The organism is Pseudomonas sp. 30_B, assembly GCF_017491605.1.
Classification (GTDB): domain Bacteria; phylum Pseudomonadota; class Gammaproteobacteria; order Pseudomonadales; family Pseudomonadaceae; genus Pseudomonas.
In genome coordinates this window covers 95,797-115,275 of the sequence record NZ_JAFGYY010000015.1, presented here as the reverse complement: position 1 = coordinate 115,275, position 19,479 = coordinate 95,797, and the positions used below count along the sequence as shown (strand labels likewise).

Genomic DNA, 19,479 nt, shown 5'->3' with positions numbered 1-19,479 from the left:
TATCGCGCTGCTCAGGCAACCTCGGAACCACGCCCCACGACATCCAGCGACATCTGGCGACGCTCCCGGCCCTTGCGGGTCAGCCAGAACACGAAGTAGCACCAGGCGATGAAGGGCAAGCCGAAGTACAGGGCCACGCGCTGGGCCGGGTCGAAGGCGATGCCGACGCAGGACAGCACGCAGCAGAACAGCGCAGCCAGCGGGACGAAGGGATAGCCGCGTACGCGGAACTTCAGGTCCTCGACCTTGCCGCCGTTGGCCACGTAGTGGCGGCGGAAGGCGATCTGGCTCGCGGCGATGCTCATCCACACCACCACCACGGCCAGCCCGGAAATGGACACCAGGGCGAGGTAGATGGTGTCCGGCGCGAAGACGCTGCTCAACAGCGAGGCCATGCCGCCGGCCATGCTCAATACGATGGCGTTGAACGGCGTGCCCCGGCGCGACAGCGACGCGTAGCTGCGCGGCATGTTGCCCTGGTCACTGAGGGTCCAGAGCATGCGCGCGGCGGCGTACAGGCCAGAGTTGGCGGCGGACAGCAGCGCGGTGATGATGACGAAGTTCATGATGTCCGCGGCGTAGGGAATGCCGATCATCTCGAAGACCATCACGAACGGGCTTTCGATGACGCCGGCCTGCTCGCGCGGCAACAGCGTCGCCAGCACGAAGATGGTGCCGATGAAGAACAGCGCCAGGCGCAGCACCGTGGTGCGGATGGCCTTGGGCACGTTCTTCTCCGGATCGCGGGTCTCGCCGGCGGCGATGCCGATCAGCTCGGTCCCGGAGAAGGCGAAGGACACCGCCAGCAGGGTCATGGCGATCGACCAGAAGCCCGTCGGGAACAGCCCCTCGCGGGTGAAGTTGCCCAGCCCGATGCTGTGGGCCTGCTTGATCTCGAAGCCGCCGAGAATGGCGCCGCCGCCTATCACCAGGAAGGCGATCACCGCCAGCACCTTGACCAGCGACAGCCAGAATTCGGTCTCGGCGAAGGTCCGAACGGAAACGATGTTGCTGATGAACACGGCCGCCCCGAACAGCGCACTCCAGATCCACACCGGCGTATCCGGGAACCAGCGCACCATGAGCATGCCGGCCGCGGTGAACTCCGAACCGATGGCCACCGTCCAGGTCAGCCAGTACATCCAGGCCACCGTGTAACCGGTGCCCGGCCCCAGGTAGCGGGTCGCGTAACTGCTGAAGGAACCGACCTCCGGCATCTGCACGGCCAGTTCGCCCAGGCACATCATGACCAGGTAGACCATGATCGCGCCGATGATGTAGGCGATCACCGCACCCAGCGGTCCAGCCTGGTTGACGGTGTAGCCCGAGGTCAGGAACAGGCCGGTACCGATGACGCCGCCAAGCGCCAGCATGACGATATGGCGGGTCTGCATATCCTGTTTGAAGGAATGCGCCGGAGCATTTTTGCTTGTTGTTGTCTGCGCGGACATTGTTGGACTCTCATGCAAGTTGGCGGGCAAGGACGTTGCTACGACCTCGTCTGGGCAGAGCGAATCGGATTGCCTTGCGTCTTGTTGTTGTGCGACTTCATGAAGTGGCACGCGCCGCGATGGCGCGTGCCACGCGGCAGGTCTCAGGCCTGCAGTTCTATCGCCCGGGCGGCGTTGCCGCTGCCATCCGGGCTGCCGTCCATGGCCAGCTCCCGGCGAACCTCGGCGCACGCCCGTGCGAGGTCCGCCAGCAGATCGTCGGTGTCTTCGATACCCACGGAGATGCGCACCAGTCCTTCGGAGATGCCCAGGGCCAGGCGCTCCTCCAGGGTGTTCTCGACATGACTGGTGGTGCGCGCGGGACCGTAGATGGTTTCCACGGCGCCCAGGTTGCCGGCCCGGTGGGCGTACTTCAGGCGTGGCAGCAGGCGTGCCACGGTGTCCATGCCGCCCTTGAGCACGAAGCTGACGATGGCGCCGAAGCCGCGCATCTGCGAACGGGCAATGGCGTGGCCGGGATGCTGGGGCAAGCCTGGGTAGTTCACCGCCTCCACCAGCGGTTCGGTGCACAGGTACTCGGCCAGTGCCTGCGCGCTGGCCTGCTGCTGACGCAGCCTGACGGCCAGGGTCTTGATGCCGCGGATGATCAGGTAGGCGGAAAACGGGTCCAGTGCCGCTCCGTTGATTTCCCGGTAGTGGCGTACCTGCGCCAGCAGCGATTCCGCGCCGCAGACCACGCCGCCCAGGACGTCACCGTGCCCGGAGAGGAACTTGGTCGCGCTGTGTACCACCACGTCGACACCCAGCGCCAGCGGATTCTGGTTCAGCGGCGTGGCGAAGGTGTTGTCGGCCACCACCAGTGCGCCGACCTGCTTGGCCGCGGCGACCAGGCGGCGGATGTCGAGCACCTTGAGCGTCGGATTGGTGGGGGTTTCCAGATAGAGCAGATCGCAGCCGGCGGTGATCTCGCGCTCGATGGCGTCGGTATCCAGGGTGTCGCACAGGCAGACCTGCACGCCCATGCGCGGCAGGAATTCCTCGAAGATCTTGTTGGTGCCGCCGTAGCTGTCGCGGGTCGAGACCACGCGCTTGCCGCTGGACAGGAAGGTATGCAGCACCGCGCTGATGGCGGCCATCCCGCTGCTGAAGGCGACCGCCGACTCCGACTGTTCCAGCTCGCACAGTTTGGCTTCCAGCGTGGCGACGGTCGGGTTGCTCATGCGGCTGTAGATATAGCCGGGCAGTTTACCGAGGGCGACGTCGTACCAGGCGTCGATGTCCTGGTAGCCATAGGCGGCGCTCACCACGATCGGGGTCTGAGTCGCATTGTACGGATGCTGGACCTGTTCGCCGCTCCAGACCACCCGGGTGCCGATTCCGGCACCGCTGCTGCACTCGTTATCTACATTCTTGTTCATGTCCAGTTCCCGCACGTCTGAGTTGACTACACCGATCCGGGATCGGTCTGCGGGGACTATAGGGACGCGCTCCGCTTCTGAAAAACGATGGAATCCGGGCCTGAGAGGCGTTTTTTTTAATGGCTCCGGGCGAACATCCGGAGTCGGACAAGCCTTGTGCGACCTTGCCCTCCACAGGCAGTACCAGCGTCCTGTTCAGGCTCGAAGCAAGCGACTGGGCCGGGCACTGGCCCTGTTGCGCTTTTCCGACTGCGGCCGAAAGTGTTATTGATGCTTTCCGATCATCAATCCGCGTCCGATCAGATGAGCATCAACTTCGATCTAGACGATCTTCAAGCGTTCCGGGCCATTGTTGAAAACGGCAGTTTTCGCAAGGCCGCCGAGGCGGTGAAGATCACCCAGCCGGCGCTCAGCCGTCGCATCGAGAAGCTGGAATCCGCCTTGAACGTGCGGCTGTTCGACAGGACGACCCGAAAGGTCAGCCTGACGGCGGTGGGCCGCGCCTTCGTACCGGAAGTCGAGCGGGTGCTCGACCAGCTGGACAATGCGCTGATGAGCATTGCGGATGTCGCCTCCAGCAGGATGGAGCGCGTCACCCTCGCGTGCGTGCCATCGGCTGCCTACTACTTCATGCCCAATGTCATCAGCGAATTCCATCGCCTGTATCCACGCATCAAGATCATGGTGGTGGACTCCAGCGCACATGAGGTGAATGTTGCCGTCGCCAGCGGCGAAGCGGACTTTGGCGTCACCTTCAGCGGAAACCTGAGCCCGGAAGTGAGCTTCGACCTGCTGCTCGAAGAGCGCTACGTGATGGCCTGCCGACGCGATCATCCCCTGGCGAATCGACACGCGGTGACCTGGTCCGAAATGTATGAGCATGACTACATCTCGCTGGACAAGACATCGGGCAACCGCCTCATCCTGAGTCAGGCCTTGAAGCGCCTGTCCCCAGCCAGACACAGCATCTGCGAAACGCGACATGTCACCACCGCGATAGGGCTGGTGGAAGCCGGCCTGGGTGTGGCGGCCGTGCCCTCCATCGCCATGCCTCGCACCAGCCACCCCATACTCAAGGCGGTTCCCCTGGAGGAGCCTGCGGTCGTACGCAACGTCGGTCTGATCAAGCGCCGCGGACGCACGCTGACGCCCGCTGCGCTGGAGCTTGAACGGCTGGTCCGGAATACGCCGGTGAAATCACCTGGGGACTGAGTCCAGACCCGTGGATTGCACGACGGGTTGCGCAGCCGCGGACGACAGGTAGGACAACAGCGCCTTCGCCTGCTGCGGGTGTTTCGCATTGCGGGGTACGCCGGCGGAGTAGCGGGTGACCGATTGCAGGCTTTCAGGAATCTTGCCGACGAAGGTCACCCCGGGGACGGGCAGCAGCTCGGCGACCTGCTGGAATCCGACTTCGTATTGGCCCGAGGCAACGACCGAAGCGACCGGAATCCGCTCGATCATCTTCGCTTTGGGGCCAACCTGCTGCTCCAGCCCAAGCTTCCTGAACAATGTGTTCTTGATGTAGACCCCGCTGGCGCTGTCCGAATACGCAATCGGCCCGGCATCCAGCAGGCTTTTCCTGAACGCCTCTTCCGTATCGATCCGGGGCTTGGGCGCCCCCTGCCGGACCACCATGCCGATGCGCGAATCGGCCAGTTCCACCTTGGAAGCCGGATCCACCACGCCCTGCTTGATGAGCTCGTCCAATGCGTAGCCGACCATGATCACCACATCGGCATTTTCCCCTCTCGCCAGACGGTTGGGGATCGCTTCACGGGCCTGGCCCATGGACGGACCGAGAATGGTCTGGATGGTGTCGCCGCTGTCCTGCGCATACTTCGGGCTCAGCCGCTGGAAGGCTGCGGTGAACCCGCCGGAGGTCATGACATCCAGCTCTTGCGCATGTGCGGCAGTGCCAAACGTACAAAGACCAATGGTCAATACGGCAAGGTGCTTTGCCAGTGCTTTCATTCAGGACGTTCCTCGATCAGACAGGAATGGGGGTACGCGAAGCGCTTCTGCGGTAGAGCACCAGGGTCGAGCACAGCGCACAGATGGCGGCGAAGGTCATCCAGTAGCCAGGGGCGCCTTTATCGCCGCTCAGATGGATCAACCAGGTGGAAATGGCGGGCGTGAACCCGCCAAACACGGCGGTCGCCAGGCTGTATGCCAGCGAGAAACCAGCGACCCGGACTTCCACGGGCATGATTTCGGTGAGCGCCGGAATCATCGCCCCGTTGTAGAGGCCGTAGATGAACGACAGCCAGAGCAGCACCTGCAGCATGTGGCCGAAGCTCGGAGCCTGGGCCAGGAACGACAGCGCAGGATAGGCCGTGAAAATGGCCAGCAGGGTCATGGCGATGAGCACGGGTTTGCGGCCGAAGCGATCACTCAGGTGCCCGCCGATGGGCAGCCAGACGAAGTTCGAGATACCGACCAGCAGCGTGACGAGCAAGGCATCGGTTGTACTCAGGTTGAGTACCGTTTTGCCGAATGTCGGCGCGTACACAGTGATCAGATAGAACGCCGTGGTGGTCATTGCCACCATCAGCAGACCCGCCAGGACGACGCGCCAGTTCTCACCCAGAGTGGCAAATACCTGCTTCATGCTTGGGCGCTGGGAACGACGGGCAAACTCCTCGGTTTCCTCGAGGCTGCGACGAAGCACGAAGATGAACGGGACGATCAGGCAGCCGACGGCAAAGGGAATTCTCCAGCCCCAATCCGCGATCATCGCCGGCGGCATCGCTTGGTTGAGCCCATAACCCAAGGCTGCGGCAACGACGATTGCCACTTGCTGGCTGGCGGATTGCCAACTGGTATAGAAGCCCTTCCGCCCGGCAGTGGCCATCTCCGCCAGGTAAACCGAAACGCCCCCCAGTTCAGCGCCCGCTGAAAAACCCTGGAGCAGTCGCCCGACGAGCACGAGCAAGGGCGCCCATAAGCCGATGCTGGAATAGCCCGGCACCAGAACGATCAGCAAGGTGCCACTGGCCATGATCGCAAGGGTGACGATCAGCCCCTTCCGGCGGCCGACGTCATCAATGTAAGCCCCGAGAATCACCGCCCCCAGCGGACGCATCAGAAAGCCTGCGCCAAACACCGCGAAGGTCATCATCAGCGAAGCAAATTCACTCGAAGCGGGGAAGAAAACGGCAGCTATCTGCGTGGCGTAAAAGCCGAAGAGAAAGAAATCGAACTGCTCAAGAAAGTTGCCCGAGGTGACACGAAACACGGCACCCGCCTTGGATCGTGTGGAAGACGGGCCCTGTTTGAGGGAGGCATGCATAGGTAGTTTCTCCAGCGATCTTATTTAGGCTTGTTGGCGCTTTGGGTCACTGGATTCTGCTTGACACAATTTGAAACGATAAGTGCTATGTTTGCATCCATTGATGCATGGAATTTATCAATCTGTCTTTTTCCAGGTATCAGGCAATCGATCCGATGCCGTCCTTGGAAACCGCTTTCGGCACGGACAAGCGGGCAAATCCAGGGCGCCTGACAGGGGCTTGAATCCGCATCCGTTTTTGGTAAATTTTTCCTGCCCTGTGGTTTGGAGAGCAGCAGCCACGGGGCACAAGGCCGTATCGATGGGGTACGGCCTTTCTTGCTTCCGAGTGCTCTGAAGTCTCTCTGCGGAGGTCATCATGAACACCGCCCCCCTCCCCTCGCTTGTCTGCCGCATAAACCAGAACATCAATGCCACCAGCGCCGCCATCCGGGAGCTTGCAGCCTGGGCAGAGGCCAGCGGGTCATCCGAGACCTCAGAAGCCGTCCGGCGCCATCTGATGGTCCTGGAGGCCAACTCCCAACCCATCAGCGAAGCGTTGGCAGAACTGATCGCACGGCAAGCCGGACAATAAGGCTCGACGCCCATACCTTTGCGCTGCCACACGCTCGAAACTGCTGGATATCGTCAGTTCGGACAGCCTCATGGTGGCCGGCATGCACCTTGGGGAGCAGTGTTGCGAACGCTCTTACGAGGCATGGGAAAGGAGTGCACTGCTTCAGCCGAGAGGACAGCCCGCTCAGGCACTCCTGGGCCCGATAACGACTAACCGAGGCTGAGCGGTGGAAGAACAACAGCTGGAGATTCGGGCTCAGCTAAGACTCAGTAGCTGCCGGTGACCATCGTCCGCAATTGCAGAGGCTGCCCAGCCAGCGTCAAGGACATTATCGAAGCCTCAATTCACAGGCTTGGTCATGAAGCTGGCGCAGCTTATCGATCACCGAACCGCACTTCCCTTACGCCAAACACCTTCACCAACTCCTCAAGAAAGGCGCTTACCAGTTCCCCCGGGCGAGATGAGCGACGCATTGCAACCTGGAAGTCCACTTCGTAATGCAGGAGTTCGGGATTCAACGCGCGCAATTGCTGCTGCTCGACGTGTTTGACGGCGTAGTGCTCGGGCAGGAAGCCCAGGTGCTGGCCTGACAGTATGAGAAGCGCCGCACCGTCCATGCTGTCGGTGAGCGCGGTCAGGCGCTCCAGTGCGGCGGGTGCCGGCATTTCCGGGAGAGGATGACTGGGCCAGACCCATTCATGCTCGGCGACATCGCTGTGACCCAGCTCGCCGGCATCCCCGTACAGAGGATGGGTAACTCCGCAGTAGGCAATCTGGGTTTCACGGAACAATGGCTGGTAGTCCAGCGTGTCGAGGCGGCGCCAGAAGTAGCCGATGGCAAGGTCCAGATGCCCGTTGATGAGCTTTTCTTCGAGAAAGGTCGAGGACAGTTCGGTGAACTGGAAGAACAGCCCCTGATGGCGAGCGCGTATACGAGCGACCGCCAGGGCAATCTGTTTGTTCGCCTGGGGATCGATCTGCCCGAGGAGGCCGATGTTGATGGTGCCGCTCAGGGTGCGGTTGATCTGCTGCACTTCGAGCCGAAATCCTTCGGCAGCGGCAAGCAGCCGTCGAGCGGCATCCAGGAACTGGCTGCCTTTGGAGGTCAGAGCAAACCCGGCACGGCCACGCTGGCAAAGCCGAAAGCCAAGTCGCGCTTCCAACGACGCCAACTGCGCACTGATCGTCGGCTGAGTGGTGTTCAGCGTCCCTTGTGCCGCGGAAATACCGCCGGCCTCAACCACGGCAAGAAAGACCCGGATCAGACGGATGTCCAGCTCCGACACGTTCCCCTGCATCGCGCACCTCTGACGCCTTTATATAGGCTGATATCTATGTAAACAGTGGGAGTCCAGTATTTTACGGCCCGTTAACCGGGCCTAGATTCTGTCTCCGACGGCACCATCTTGCATAAGTTTAGGGACGTGACAGGGCACTGTCACCGAGGGGTAGCGATGCTTTGCGTGCATAGCGCGAGTCTCGCCTCGTCCTGGTGAAGAGCCCCATGCGCAGCATAGATGGACTCCATGTGTAAGTGACCGTAAAGAATCCTCCACAAGAACAATATCGCGTTGAGCAGGAGCGTTCCCATGTCCGGGTCCAGCCATACCGCCCATACTGCCGAGACCGGCACCGGGCTGGCCATCGAAGGCCATTCCATCGATTACATCCCGGAGTCCGAGCGCCACGCTCGACTCTCCAGCCAGGGCCCGTTCTGGTTCCTGGGCAACTTCCACTTCTTCACCATCTCCATTGGCTTTGTCGGGCCGAGCCTGGGATTGTCCGCCTTGTGGACGACGCTGGCCGGTGCGCTGGGCATCATGTTCGGCACTTTGTTCATGGCCTTCCACGGCTCCCAGGGCCCGGAGATGGGGCTGCCGCAGATGATCCAGTCGCGAGCCCAGTTTGGTTATCGCGGCGTGGTGCTGGCACTGCTGGCCACGCTCTTCGTCTTCATCGGCTTCAACGTGGTCAACGTCTCTCTGATCATGGATGGCCTGCACAACGTCTTCGGCCTTGAGCCGGTACCGGTCGCCTGCACGGTCATTGCGGTGGGCGCCTTGCTATCGATCTACGGCCACGACCTGATGCACAAGGCATTCAAATGGGCGCTGATGCTGACGCTGCCGCTCTACTCGCTGGTGACGGTGGCGCTGATGTTCGGCGTCGGGCAGAGCGACGTGCCGGCAGCGCCATCAAGCAACCTGGGATTCAACTGGGTCGCGTTCGCCACCCAATTCGCCATCGCCGCCAGCTACAACATCTCCTACGCACCCTACGTGTCGGATTACTCGCGCTACCTGCCCAAGCACACCAGCCGCACCCGACTGATTGCGGCGGTGTTCCTCGGTGCGTCGTTGTCGGGGGCCTGGATGATTGGCCTTGGTGCCTGGCTGGCCCAGCTGCTGCAAGCGTCCGACGCCCTGGTGGCGCTGGACCGGGTCGGGTCTTCGCTGCTCCCGGGCCTCGGCCATCTCCTGGTACTGGTATCGGTGGCCGGCTTCCTGCCGGTGATTGCCCTGAACACCTACAGCGCCATGCTGACCCTGCTCACCGGAGTCGATTCCGTGCGTCGCATCACTCCCACACCGCGGGCGCGGGTGCTGTCGATCCTGGCCATCACCCTGGTTCTGATCGCATGCGTTCTGTCGATCCGCGGCAATGGCATTTCCATCCTCAATACCTTCCTGGTGCTGATGCTGTACTTCCTGGTGCCCTGGACCGCAGTGAACCTGGTGGACTACTTCGGCGTTCGCAAGGGCCGCTACGCCATTCCTCACTTCTTCACGCCCAGCGGCATTTACGGCGCCTGGCAGATGCGCGGCATCCTGGCCTATGTGGTGGGCTTCGTCTGCATGATTCCGTTCTTCTACATCTACGACGCCGCAGCCGGTAAAGAGGTCTTCGTCGGCCCCATCGCTCGAATGCTCAATGGCGTGGACATCGCCTGGCTGGTAGGCCTGCTGGTATCCGGGCTGACCTATTTCATGCTCAGCCGCTCACTGGACCTGGACGCCGAGCGTCGTGTAATCGACGCAATCGGTGAACACGAAATCCTCGCCATGACCCGCCAGGCCAGTGCTTCACAGCCATGACTTCATCAGCAGGAACCTCAACCATGATTGCTTCGAAACCTGTCACCGTGGCCTGCTGCCAATTGGCACCCAACGTGGGTGATCCCGCTCAAAATCGACGCGTGAGCGAGCGGGCAATACGTACCGCCGCTCAACGAGGTGCGCAGGTGATCGTGCTGCCCGAACTGGCGCAGAGCGGCTACGTCTTCCATGACCGCGCAGAGGCCCTTGCGCTTTCCGAAACGTCGGAAGGCCCGACGCTGCAGTTGTGGCGGAGTCTCGCGGAGGAGCTGGGCATAGTCATCGTCGGCGGATTCTGCGAGCGCCTGGATGACCACCGGGTAGCCAACAGCGCAGCATTGGTCGACACCGACGGCGTGCTTACGATCTATCGCAAGGCCCATCTCTGGGATGGCGAAAACGCCATCTTCGTTGCCGGCAGTGAAGCGCCCCCGGTTGTTGAAACGGTCTTCGGGCGGATCGCGGTGATGATCTGCTACGACCTGGAGTTTCCCGAATGGGTGCGCCTGCCCGCCCTGGCCGGCGCTGAATTGCTGTGCGCCCCGGTGAACTGGCCCTGGGGGCCGCGCCCGAACCAGGAGCGCCCTGCTGAGGTCGTTCGGGTACAAGCCAATGCCTCGGTCAATCGTCTGTTCATCGCCGCATGCGATAGACATGGCAACGAGCGCGGAGTCGACTGGGTACAAGGTTCGGTGATCGTCGATGCAGACGGGTTCCCACTGGCGGGCCCGGCTGAGGAAGGTGGCGAGCAGATACTGCTTGCCAGGCTCAACCTGGCAGAAGCGCAGAACAAGCGCATCAGCAGCCACAATCATCTCCATCAGGACCGCCGCCCCACCCTGTATGGCGAACAAGGATTGCTGGGAGCCTGATTGCGGCCAACGTCATGCCGACTTTCTGGAACAGGCCGCTTCGGGTCGATCGCCATCTGTCGCGACCCAAGTGAAAGGCCTCACCCGCCACTCATCGGGCCGCCGGCATTCCACTTCGCCGAACCGATTGCGGCGTCTGCCCGATGGTGCGCAGGAATGCGCGACGCATCCGCTCGCGGTCGACGAAGCCCGTCTCCCTGGCAATGACTTCGATGGGATGCCCGCTGTCTTCAAGCAGCATCCGCGCCGCCTCGACCCGCAGGTGCTCCACCGCCTTGGCCGGCGACTGGCCGGTCTCCGCGCTGAATGCCCGGCTGAACTGGCGCGGACTCAGGTGGGAGACTTCCGCCAGCTCCTCCACGCTCAGGGTGTTCCTCAGGTTGCGCCGGGCATAGTCCAGCGCCTGCTGGATGCGATCGGACTTCGGTTCGAGCTCCAGCAGCACCGAGAACTGCGACTGGCCGCCCGCACGGCGGTGATAGACCACCAGCTTGCGGGCGACGGTGCGGGCCGTTTCGAGGCCGTGGTCCTTCTCGATCATGGCCAGCGCCAGGTCGATGCTGGCGGTCATGCCGGCGGAGGTCCACACCGGCCCGTCGATGATGTAGATCCGGTCGGACTCGACTTTCACGCCGGGGAACCGCTCCTGCAGTTCCTTTGCGTAGAGCCAGTGCGTCGTTGCCCGCCGGCCATCGAGCACTCCGCTTTCGGCCAGGACGAAGGCCCCGACGCAAGGCGCGGCGACTCTTCGCGCCGACTCCATCGACTGCCGCACGAAGCTGGCGAGCCCCGGAGAGACCGGCAGGATGCGGGTACCGGAGCCGAACATCACGGTATCGAAGGTCCGGCCGCCGAAGGCTTCGGTTTCAACGCGGAAGCCCGCCGAGGAAGGCACCAGCCCGCCCTCCTCTGACAGCAACATGACGTCATAGGCCGGTTTGCCAAGGGTCAGGTTGGCGATCTCGAACGCGGTGATGGCCGTGAGCCCCATGACCTGAAAGCCAGGGAAGATGACGAAACCGATGCTGTGCATAGGGGATTCACCATGTCCTGAAAAGTGTCTTATATGTCATTCAGGACAACCCAACAAGCAATAGGATGTTTTCCAGACAGGGAGCACAACCACCCCTCCCACTGGAGACAGCCATGACGAAGAAACTGGGTACCGCACTCATTACCGGCGCTTCCTCCGGCATCGGCGCGATCTACGCCGACCGCCTCAGCCGCCGCGGTTACGACCTGATTCTGGTAGCCCGCAACGCAGCGTTGCTCAATACCCTGGCCAAGCGCCTGACCGACGAGACGGGACGCTCCGTCGAGGTCGTGGTTGCCGACCTGGGCGACAAGGCGGACCTGGCGCGAGTGGAGGAGATCCTGCGGACGGATGCCAGCATCACCCTGCTGGTCAACAACGCCGGCATCGGCGCCACCCGCCCGCTGCTCGAATCGAACATCGACAAACTGGACGACCTGATCACCCTCAACGTGAACGCCGTGACCCGCCTGACCTACGCGGCCATTCCGGGCTTCGTCGCCCGCGGCGGCGGCACCCTGATCAATATCGCCTCCATCGTTGCCATCGCCCCGGAAGTCCTGAATGGCGTCTACGGCGCCTCCAAGGCCTTCGTACTCGCGCTCAGCCAGTCGCTGCACAGCGAGCTCAAGGACCACAACGTGCGGGTCCAGGTGGTCCTTCCCGGTGCGACGGCCACCGATTTCTGGGCGGCTTCCGGCAAACCCGTGGAGCAGTTGCCCAGCGCCATCGTCATGAAGGCGGAAGACATGGTGGACGCGGCGCTGGTCGGGCTCGACCTGGGCGAGTTCGCCACCATCCCGGCGCTGCCGGATATCGCCGACCTGGCAGCCTATGAAGCCGCGCGGCAGAAGCTGATGCCGAACCTGTCGTCGAGCGTTCCGGCGAGCCGCTATACAGCCTGAGCCCGCAACAGACACGGGGCTGCCGCGGGCGGTTGGCCCCGTGCCGGAGTTGGGAACGTAGCGGGCTGGCACGTGCTTAGCCGGGTTGGGGGATGGAAAGCCGCCACGGCGATCCATCCCCTCCCCTTATCACGTCAGGCTGCGTCGGACACCTGCTGGCCCATCAGCTGCTTGCCCAGCGGGGTCTTGCCGGAGCCGTCCGCGGCCAGGGTCTGCTGAACCGGCGCCGCCGGGTTCTGCTGCATGCCCAGGGGAGTTCGGCTGAAGCCCTCTTCGGCCAGTTGCGGTGCTTCAGTCTTGCCGGCCAGGGGGGCCAGCTGGAAGCAGAGGTTGCCGTCCGGGCAACCTTTCTCGGCAGCATTCGCATGGACGGCGGCACCGGCAAGAACAAAGGCGATGGCGGTCAGGCAGGTTTTAAGCTGTTTCATGGCATTGATCCTCGAGCGTAAAGGGGAATCGGGACAGGATCGAAGGCACTCCAGGAGTTGTGCTCCGTGGCGTACGACGATGTCCTGATGGGGCCTATTGAAGGCCGTCGAGGTATCTCCAGGGTGTCGAAAAGAGCTGTTGCCATGTCCCCGGATGTCAGAGCCGCCCGCGGACACAATGGAATACAAAGCGGTGCCGGAGAGATATCGACGCGATGCTCAACGGATTACCTTGCACTGAATAGCTGGCCTGAATTCCAGCTGCACGTCCCCTGATCTCGCGGGAGAACGCCATGCACATCGCTATCCTGACCCTCGACGGATTCAACGAACTGGATTCGCTGATCGCCTTCAACCTGCTCAATCGCGTGAAGCGCCCGGACTGGCGCGTATCGATCGCGAGCCCGGAGAAAACGGTGCGCTCGATGAATGGGCTGGTGCTGGAGGCGCAATCCTCCCTGGAGGACGCGTGCCAGGCGGACGCCGTGCTGATCGGCAGTGGAATCCGAACCCGAGACCTGGTCGCGACCCCGGAGCTGATGTCGCGGCTGCGGTTCGACCCTGCGCGTCAACTGCTGGGGGCACAGTGCTCGGGAACGCTCATCCTGGCCAAGCTCGGGCAGTTGGACGGCGTTCCCGCCTGCACGGACCTGGTCACCAAGCCCTGGGTGGAGGAAGCGGGCATCGCGGTCATCGACCGGCCATTCACCGCGAAGGGGAATGTGGCGACGGCGGGTGGCTGCCTCTCCTCCCAATACCTGGCGGCCTGGTTCATTGCCCGTCTGGCGGATGTGGAGGTTACCAGAAGGGTGCTGTTCCATGCCGCGCCAGTGGGTGAGAAGGAGCTGTATGTCAGCCGCGCGCTGGAGAACATTGCGCCCTTTGTCTAGAAGACGGGACGCTCCATAAAAACGAAACGCTAGCATTTACTTACGATTCGTATTTACGAATAATTACTATTTGTAAATTTCACAAAAACAACGAGTCGTACCCCATGGCAAAAAAGTCTGTTGCCCCGGCATCCCTCTCGATGCTGGGCCTGCTGGTCTTCCCCACCGCTTACGCTGAATCCCAGGACACCCTGGCCCTCCCGGCGACCTCCGTCACCAGCGCCTACGATCAGGAAAGCTACAACCCCGGCGATAGCAAAAGTGCGTTGAAGATCGACGCGCCCCTGCGCGACATCCCCCAGACCGTCAACGTCGTGCCCGAAAGCGTGATCAAGGACCAAGGCGCCCGATCCATGGAAGACGTGCTGAAAAACGTCCCCGGTGTCGGCTTCTCCAATGGCGACGGGCAACGCGACCAGGTCACCATCCGCGGCTTCAGCGCGATCGGCGACATGTACATCGACGGCATCCGGGACGATGCCCTGTATTTCCGCGACCTATCCAACATCGAGCGCGTCGAGGTCATCAAGGGCCCCGCCGCCGTGCTCTATGGCCGTGGCTCGTCCGGCGGCCTGATCAACAGCATCTCCAAGACCCCGGGCTTCGCGCCCAAGCACGAGATCGGCATGAGCGTCGGCAGCGAGGGCGAGCGTCGCACGCAGTTCGATACCGGCTGGGCCGACCCGCAGACCAACCAGGCCTATCGCGTCACGGGCGCCTTCGAGGACAGCGACACCTATCGCGACGATGGGTACATCGACCGCAAGGCGCTCGCGCCCTCGGCCTACTTCCGGCTCTCCGACGACCTGGAACTGAACCTCGGCGCCAGCTACCTGTATGACAAGCGGCTGATCGACTTCGGCATCCCCGCCCTGGGCGACCGCCCGGTGGATGTCGACCGCGACAAGCGCTTCGGCTCCGGCGATCCGGACCAGGACTACGCCCGCAGCGAAGTGTTCTCGCTTACCTCCGGGCTGAACTACCAGATCAACGACGACCTCAGCCTGGTCAACACCACCCGCTTCTATCGCTACGACCTGGACCGCAACAACACCCTGGCCGACAGCAGCCCGACCCGCTTCGTCACCGCGCCGGACGGCGAACTGCTGGTGAAGCTCAATCGCGGCAACGTGGCGCGTGACGAGTACGGCGTGTTCAACCAGACCGAGCTGAAGCAGCGCGAAGCACTGGCCGGCATGGAGCACAACCTGCTGTACGGCGTCGAAGTGGGCTACCAGGACAAGCACCAGCGGGTGTTCAGCCAGAACAACGTGGCCCAGGTCCCGGTATTCGGCGATGGCCTGGTCCCGGTTCCGGAACACGCCGCCAACCTGACGTCCAAGGGCACCAACTCGCAGAACACCACTGGCCTCTACGTGCAGGACCTGATCACGCTGAATGACCAGTGGAAGGCATTGCTGGGCGTGCGCTACGACATCTTCGGCCAGGAATATGACGACGAGCGCGTGCAGAACGTCGACCTCGACCGCACCGACAAGACCTGGAGCCCGCGCGCCGGCCTGGTCTACCAGCCGAACCCGATCCAGTCCTACTACGTGTCCGTCAGCCGCAGCTATCAGCCCTCCGGCGAAGTGTTCGCGGTCAGCCCGGCGAACGAGAACCTCGAACCCGAGGAAACCACCAACTACGAGATCGGCACCAAGTGGGACCTGCTGGACAATCGCCTGTCGATCACCGCGGCGATCTTCCGTCTGGAACGCACCAACATGAAGACTGCCGACCCGGCGAACCCGAACCTGACCATCCTGGCCGGCGAACAACGCACCGACGGTTTCGAAGCCACGATCAGCGGGCAGTTGGCGGACAACTGGCAGGTCTATGCCGGCTATGCCTACCTCGACGCGGAAATCACCAAGTCCAACAGCAAGACCAACGGCGTTCCCAACGAAGGCCAGGTGCCGTCGCTCACACCGCGCAACAGCGCCAACCTCTGGCTGGTACGGACCCTCGACCCGCAATGGCGCGTCGCCGCCGGAGCCAACTACGTCGACGACCGCTACACCTCGCTGGACAACAACGTGGTGATGCCCAGCTACACCACCTTCGATACCGCCCTGTTCTACAGCGTGCCGCACTGGGACATGGCGCTGCGCCTGAAGAACGTCTTCGACCGTGACTACTACGTCTCCGCGCACGGCTCGGTGGACCTGATCACCCCCGGCGCCCCCCGGACCCTCGAAGCCAGCCTGAACTACCGCTTCTAGTCCACCCTGGGTGCCGCTACGTTTGCACAGTGCAGCGGCGCCCTGCTCCCACCCACTCTCGCAACCGGGCATCGGTGCGAACACAGCACCCCGCCATGCCGTCCGCTACATTGTCCTGATCTCGACACGGCTCGCCGTAGAAGCACTGACGCGCGAGCCGTCCCATCAGTGAACATGACCGAACGCCGGCGCCCATCGACCAACCGCCAGCGTCCAGACGGAGGCAAACCATGACACGGGTTCGCGTTGAGGGCTTCACCGTCTCGCTCGACGGGTACGGTGCCGGCCCTGATCAGGACATCGACAATCCACTGGGTATCGGCGGGACGGAACTGCACCAGTGGCTGGTCCCGACACGCACCTTCCAGCGGGCCTTGTTCGGCAACGACGAAGGCACCACCGGTGTCGACGACGACTTCGCCGCCCGAGGTTTCCACAACGTCGGCGCCTGGATTCTCGGACGCAACATGTTCGGCCCCATTCGCGGGGAATGGGCGGACACCGACTGGAAAGGCTGGTGGGGCGACAACCCGCCCTATCACGTTCCGGTCTTCGTCCTGACCCACTACCCGCGCCCTCCCATCGAGATGGAAGGCGGCACCACCTTCCACTTCATCACCGGGGGCATTCGCGAGGCGCTCGACCGTGCGCGCAAGGCCGCCGGCGAAAAGGACGTACGCATCGGCGGCGGGGCGGAAACGATCCGGCAATACCTGCGCGAGGGCCTCATCGACGAACTGCACATGGCCATCTCGCCGGTGCTGCTCGGCCGGGGAGAATCGCTGCTCGAAGGGCTCGACCTGCGCGCGCTGGGCTATGAATGCGTTGAATTCGTCGCCTCGCAGAAGGCCACGCACGTCGTCCTGCGGCGCACGGCCGGCTAGACCGGCTGCGCGTCTGCCCTGTTGCGCGGCAGATGCAGGATGAAACAGGTGCCGCGCCTACTTACCGTCCAGCCAAAGCCATAATATAGTAGAGATATCAACCAAATCAGTTGAATACTCTACATGAACACTTGGCTCCTCCTGGTGCTCGGTCTCCCCACTGCCAACGCAACCGAGCGCATGCGCGCCTGGCGAGCACTCAAGGCCTGTGGCTCGGCAGTGCTTCGCGACGGCGTCTACCTGTTGCCCGACCACGCCGCCGGCCGGGAAGCCCTCGAAGCCATCGAGCGCGAGGTGCTCGCCATCGATGGCACGGCCTACCTGCTCTCCATCCGCGAGCCCGAAGAGCGCTTCATGGCGCTGTTCGACCGCGGAGAGGAGTACGCCCGGCTGCGCGAGGACATCGCCAACTGCCTGGGCGAACTGACAGGTGAAAACGCCCTGCAAACGGCGCGGCACGTCCGCAAGTTGCGTAAGGCGTTCGGCCAACTGGCGGCCATCGACTTTTTCCCCGGTGAAGCCAGGCAGCTCACCGAGTCGGCCCTGCAGGCGCTGGAGACCGCCATCAGCCGCGCCCTCTCCGCGGACGAGCCGAGCAGCCATGAAGACCCCATCGCGCCGCTGGCTCGCGCAGACTTCCAGGGCCGCCGCTGGGCCACGCGCAAGCGTCCCTGGGTCGACCGCCTCGCCAGCGCCTGGCTGATTCGCCGCTTCATCGATCCCACGGCAGAAATCCTCTGGCTCGATGCTCCTCACGACTGCCCGACCGACGCGCTGGGCTTCGACTTCGACGGCGCCGCCTTCAGCCATGTCGGGCAGCGCGTCACCTTCGAGACCCTGCTGGCCAGCTTCCAGCTGGAAAGCCTGGCCCTGCTGCGCATCGCCGCCGTCGTGCACTACCTGGATGTCGGTGGCAACCCGCCGCCGGAAGCCTCGGGGATCGAGCGCGTCCTGGCCGGCCTGCGCGACAGCATCGTCGATGACGATCAACTGCTGCAGGCAACCGGCAGCCTCTTCAACGGCCTTTTGACCGCCTTCGCCAACGACGAGAAAAACCATGACTGACTCCACCGTACCCACCGCCGGGAAGGCGCCCGAGGCCGTGGCCGCCATCGGCCTGTTCGAGGCCTTCCTGTTCTGGCTGAAGCTGGGCTTCATCAGCTTCGGCGGCCCGGCGGGACAGATCGCGATCATGCACCAGGAGCTGGTGGAGCGCCGCCGCTGGATCAGCGAGCGACGCTTCCTCCACGCCCTGAACTACTGCATGGTGCTGCCGGGGCCGGAGGCCCAGCAGCTCGCCACCTACATCGGCTGGCTGATGCACCGGACCTGGGGCGGCGTGATCGCCGGGGGTCTGTTCGTGCTGCCGTCGCTGTTCATCCTGATCGGCCTGTCGTGGATCTACATCGCCTTCGGCGAGGTGCCGGTGGTGGCGGGCATCTTCTACGGCATCAAGCCTGCGGTGACTGCCATCGTCGTCCATGCGGCCCACCGCATCGGCTCGCGGGCGCTGAAGAACGCCTGGCTGTGGGCCATCGCGGCGGCCTCGTTCGTCGCCATCTTCGCCCTCAACGTGCCCTTCCCGGTCATCGTGCTGGCGGCGGCGGTCCTGGGTTACTTCGGCGGGCGGCTGCTGCCGGACAAGTTCGTCATCGGCGGCGGCCATGGGGCGGCGAAGACCAGCTACGGCCCCGCGCTGATCGACGACGACACCCCCACGCCCGAGCATGCGCGCTTCCGCTGGTCCCACCTGCTGCGCCTGGCGCTGGTCGGCGCCGCGCTCTGGCTGCTGCCCATGGGGCTGCTCGCGGCCTCATTCGGCTGGAACGGGACGCTGACGCAGATGGGCTGGTTCTTCACCAAGGCCGCCCTGCTCACCTTCGGCGGCGCCTATGCGGTGCTGCCCTATGTCTACCAGGGTGCGGTCGGTCATTACGGCTGGCTGTCGCCCACGCAGATGATCGACGGCCTGGCCCTGGGCGAAACCACGCCGGGGCCGCTGATCATGGTGGTGGCCTTCGTCGGCTTCGTCGGCGGCTACCTGCACCCGATGTTCGGCGCGGACCATCCCTTCCTCGCCGGCGCCATCGCCGCGAGCCTGGTCACCTGGTTCACCTTCCTGCCGTCCTTCCTGTTCATCCTCGCCGGGGGTCCGCTGGTGGAGTCGACGCACAACGAGCTGAAGTTCACTGCGCCGCTGACCGGCATCACCGCCGCCGTGGTCGGTGTGATCCTCAACCTGGCGCTGTTCTTCGGCTATCACGTGCTCTGGCCGAACGGCTTCGGCGGCGGCTTCGACTGGCCCTCGGCCCTGATCGCCATCGCGGCGGCGGTGGCGCTGTTCCGCTTCAAGCGCGGCGTGATCCAGGTACTGGTGGCCTGTGCGCTGGCAGGGCTGGCGGTGCATTTGCTGCGCGGGTGAAACCCGCC

Annotated in this window: 17 protein-coding genes; 10 read left to right on the top strand and 7 right to left on the bottom strand. The window is 63.4% G+C overall.

Annotated elements, in window-relative coordinates; translation table 11 throughout:
- Positions 1–11: 11 nt before the first annotated feature.
- Positions 12–1,451 (bottom strand): amino acid permease, encoded by a 1,440-nt coding sequence (locus J5M67_RS17775; RefSeq protein WP_207886656.1) that lies wholly within the window; start codon positions 1,449–1,451, stop codon positions 12–14.
- Positions 1,452–1,594: 143 nt separating this feature from the next.
- Positions 1,595–2,869, bottom strand: coding sequence for a cystathionine gamma-synthase family protein (locus J5M67_RS17770; protein ID WP_207886655.1), 1,275 nt, complete (start codon positions 2,867–2,869; stop codon positions 1,595–1,597).
- Between the two features lie 303 nt (positions 2,870–3,172).
- Between J5M67_RS17770 and J5M67_RS17765 the strand changes: the two genes are divergently transcribed.
- Complete coding sequence (locus J5M67_RS17765) at positions 3,173–4,081, top strand: LysR family transcriptional regulator (RefSeq protein WP_207886688.1); 909 nt, start codon at positions 3,173–3,175, stop codon at positions 4,079–4,081.
- On the opposite strand, the gene J5M67_RS17760 is transcribed toward J5M67_RS17765, so the two are convergent.
- Both J5M67_RS17760 and J5M67_RS17755 read right to left on the bottom strand, forming a co-directional pair.
- Positions 4,067–4,843 carry a substrate-binding domain-containing protein gene (locus J5M67_RS17760; RefSeq protein WP_207886654.1) on the bottom strand — a complete coding sequence of 259 codons (777 nt, stop codon included), beginning with the start codon at positions 4,841–4,843 and terminating at the stop codon, positions 4,067–4,069. The genes J5M67_RS17765 and J5M67_RS17760 overlap by 15 nt on opposite strands.
- 16 nt (positions 4,844–4,859) lie before the next feature.
- On the bottom strand, positions 4,860–6,161 hold the full coding sequence (locus J5M67_RS17755; RefSeq protein ID WP_207886653.1) for an MFS transporter: 1,302 nt from the start codon (positions 6,159–6,161) through the stop codon (positions 4,860–4,862).
- 358 nt (positions 6,162–6,519) lie between these two features.
- On the opposite strand from J5M67_RS17755, the gene J5M67_RS17750 reads away from it, so the two are divergent.
- Positions 6,520–6,735 carry a hypothetical protein gene (locus J5M67_RS17750; protein WP_207886652.1) on the top strand — a complete coding sequence of 72 codons (216 nt, stop codon included), beginning with the start codon at positions 6,520–6,522 and terminating at the stop codon, positions 6,733–6,735.
- 356 nt (positions 6,736–7,091) lie between these two features.
- On the opposite strand, the gene J5M67_RS17745 is transcribed toward J5M67_RS17750, so the two are convergent.
- On the bottom strand, positions 7,092–8,015 hold the full coding sequence (locus J5M67_RS17745; protein ID WP_207886651.1) for a LysR family transcriptional regulator: 924 nt from the start codon (positions 8,013–8,015) through the stop codon (positions 7,092–7,094).
- A 291-nt stretch (positions 8,016–8,306) separates the two neighbouring features.
- On the opposite strand from J5M67_RS17745, the gene J5M67_RS17740 reads away from it, so the two are divergent.
- Together J5M67_RS17740 and J5M67_RS17735 are read left to right on the top strand one after the other, a co-directional pair.
- On the top strand, positions 8,307–9,812 hold the full coding sequence (locus J5M67_RS17740; protein ID WP_207886650.1) for a cytosine permease: 1,506 nt from the start codon (positions 8,307–8,309) through the stop codon (positions 9,810–9,812).
- A gap of 23 nt (positions 9,813–9,835) precedes the next feature.
- The gene (locus J5M67_RS17735; protein ID WP_207886649.1) at positions 9,836–10,684 is read left to right on the top strand and encodes a nitrilase family protein; all 849 of its coding nucleotides are present in this window, start codon (positions 9,836–9,838) and stop codon (positions 10,682–10,684) included.
- A gap of 91 nt (positions 10,685–10,775) precedes the next feature.
- Here J5M67_RS17735 and J5M67_RS17730 read toward each other — a convergent pair whose 3' ends face one another.
- The gene (locus tag J5M67_RS17730; protein WP_207886648.1) at positions 10,776–11,717 is read right to left on the bottom strand and encodes a GlxA family transcriptional regulator; all 942 of its coding nucleotides are present in this window, start codon (positions 11,715–11,717) and stop codon (positions 10,776–10,778) included.
- Positions 11,718–11,830: 113 nt separating this feature from the next.
- On the opposite strand from J5M67_RS17730, the gene J5M67_RS17725 reads away from it, so the two are divergent.
- Positions 11,831–12,622: an SDR family oxidoreductase gene (locus J5M67_RS17725; RefSeq protein ID WP_207886647.1), complete on the top strand. Its 792-nt coding sequence runs from the start codon at positions 11,831–11,833 to the stop codon at positions 12,620–12,622.
- A gap of 134 nt (positions 12,623–12,756) precedes the next feature.
- Here the strand turns inward: J5M67_RS17725 and J5M67_RS17720 are convergent, their stop codons facing one another.
- On the bottom strand, positions 12,757–13,050 hold the full coding sequence (locus J5M67_RS17720) for a hypothetical protein (protein WP_207886646.1): 294 nt from the start codon (positions 13,048–13,050) through the stop codon (positions 12,757–12,759).
- 293 nt (positions 13,051–13,343) lie between these two features.
- Here J5M67_RS17720 and J5M67_RS17715 point away from each other — a divergent pair, with 293 nt between their 5' ends.
- The 5 genes from J5M67_RS17715 to chrA all read left to right on the top strand — a co-directional run bounded on the left by J5M67_RS17715 (position 13,344) and on the right by chrA (position 19,471).
- Positions 13,344–13,940, top strand: coding sequence for a DJ-1/PfpI family protein (locus J5M67_RS17715; protein WP_207886645.1), 597 nt, complete (start codon positions 13,344–13,346; stop codon positions 13,938–13,940).
- 104 nt (positions 13,941–14,044) lie between these two features.
- A complete protein-coding gene (locus J5M67_RS17710; protein WP_207886644.1) occupies positions 14,045–16,165 on the top strand; it encodes a TonB-dependent siderophore receptor in 2,121 nt (706 codons plus the stop codon).
- Positions 16,166–16,395: 230 nt separating this feature from the next.
- Positions 16,396–17,049 carry a dihydrofolate reductase family protein gene (locus J5M67_RS17705; RefSeq protein WP_207886643.1) on the top strand — a complete coding sequence of 218 codons (654 nt, stop codon included), beginning with the start codon at positions 16,396–16,398 and terminating at the stop codon, positions 17,047–17,049.
- A gap of 123 nt (positions 17,050–17,172) precedes the next feature.
- The gene (locus J5M67_RS17700; protein ID WP_207886642.1) at positions 17,173–18,114 is read left to right on the top strand and encodes a chromate resistance protein ChrB domain-containing protein; all 942 of its coding nucleotides are present in this window, start codon (positions 17,173–17,175) and stop codon (positions 18,112–18,114) included.
- Positions 18,107–19,471: a chromate efflux transporter gene (gene chrA / locus J5M67_RS17695; protein WP_207886641.1), complete on the top strand. Its 1,365-nt coding sequence runs from the start codon at positions 18,107–18,109 to the stop codon at positions 19,469–19,471. The genes J5M67_RS17700 and chrA overlap by 8 nt, the downstream gene beginning before the upstream one ends.
- The last annotated feature ends 8 nt before the right edge of the window (positions 19,472–19,479 follow it).

Bases quoted from the DNA above. Each gene is read 5' to 3' on its own strand.
- J5M67_RS17740 (WP_207886650.1), top strand. From the start codon at position 8,307: ATGTCCGGGTCCAGCCATACCGCCCATACTGCCGAGACCGGCACCGGG.
- J5M67_RS17755 (WP_207886653.1), bottom strand. From the start codon at position 6,161: ATGCATGCCTCCCTCAAACAGGGCCCGTCTTCCACACGATCCAAGGCG.
- J5M67_RS17710 (WP_207886644.1), top strand. From the start codon at position 14,045: ATGGCAAAAAAGTCTGTTGCCCCGGCATCCCTCTCGATGCTGGGCCTG.
- J5M67_RS17715 (WP_207886645.1), top strand. From the start codon at position 13,344: ATGCACATCGCTATCCTGACCCTCGACGGATTCAACGAACTGGATTCG.
- J5M67_RS17750 (WP_207886652.1), top strand. From the start codon at position 6,520: ATGAACACCGCCCCCCTCCCCTCGCTTGTCTGCCGCATAAACCAGAAC.
- J5M67_RS17725 (WP_207886647.1), top strand. From the start codon at position 11,831: ATGACGAAGAAACTGGGTACCGCACTCATTACCGGCGCTTCCTCCGGC.
- J5M67_RS17705 (WP_207886643.1), top strand. From the start codon at position 16,396: ATGACACGGGTTCGCGTTGAGGGCTTCACCGTCTCGCTCGACGGGTAC.
- J5M67_RS17765 (WP_207886688.1), top strand. From the start codon at position 3,173: ATGAGCATCAACTTCGATCTAGACGATCTTCAAGCGTTCCGGGCCATT.
- J5M67_RS17700 (WP_207886642.1), top strand. From the start codon at position 17,173: ATGAACACTTGGCTCCTCCTGGTGCTCGGTCTCCCCACTGCCAACGCA.
- chrA (WP_207886641.1), top strand. From the start codon at position 18,107: ATGACTGACTCCACCGTACCCACCGCCGGGAAGGCGCCCGAGGCCGTG.
- J5M67_RS17760 (WP_207886654.1), bottom strand. From the start codon at position 4,843: ATGAAAGCACTGGCAAAGCACCTTGCCGTATTGACCATTGGTCTTTGT.
- J5M67_RS17720 (WP_207886646.1), bottom strand. From the start codon at position 13,050: ATGAAACAGCTTAAAACCTGCCTGACCGCCATCGCCTTTGTTCTTGCC.
- J5M67_RS17775 (WP_207886656.1), bottom strand. From the start codon at position 1,451: ATGTCCGCGCAGACAACAACAAGCAAAAATGCTCCGGCGCATTCCTTC.
- J5M67_RS17770 (WP_207886655.1), bottom strand. From the start codon at position 2,869: ATGAACAAGAATGTAGATAACGAGTGCAGCAGCGGTGCCGGAATCGGC.
- J5M67_RS17745 (WP_207886651.1), bottom strand. From the start codon at position 8,015: ATGCAGGGGAACGTGTCGGAGCTGGACATCCGTCTGATCCGGGTCTTT.
- J5M67_RS17730 (WP_207886648.1), bottom strand. From the start codon at position 11,717: ATGCACAGCATCGGTTTCGTCATCTTCCCTGGCTTTCAGGTCATGGGG.
- J5M67_RS17735 (WP_207886649.1), top strand. From the start codon at position 9,836: ATGATTGCTTCGAAACCTGTCACCGTGGCCTGCTGCCAATTGGCACCC.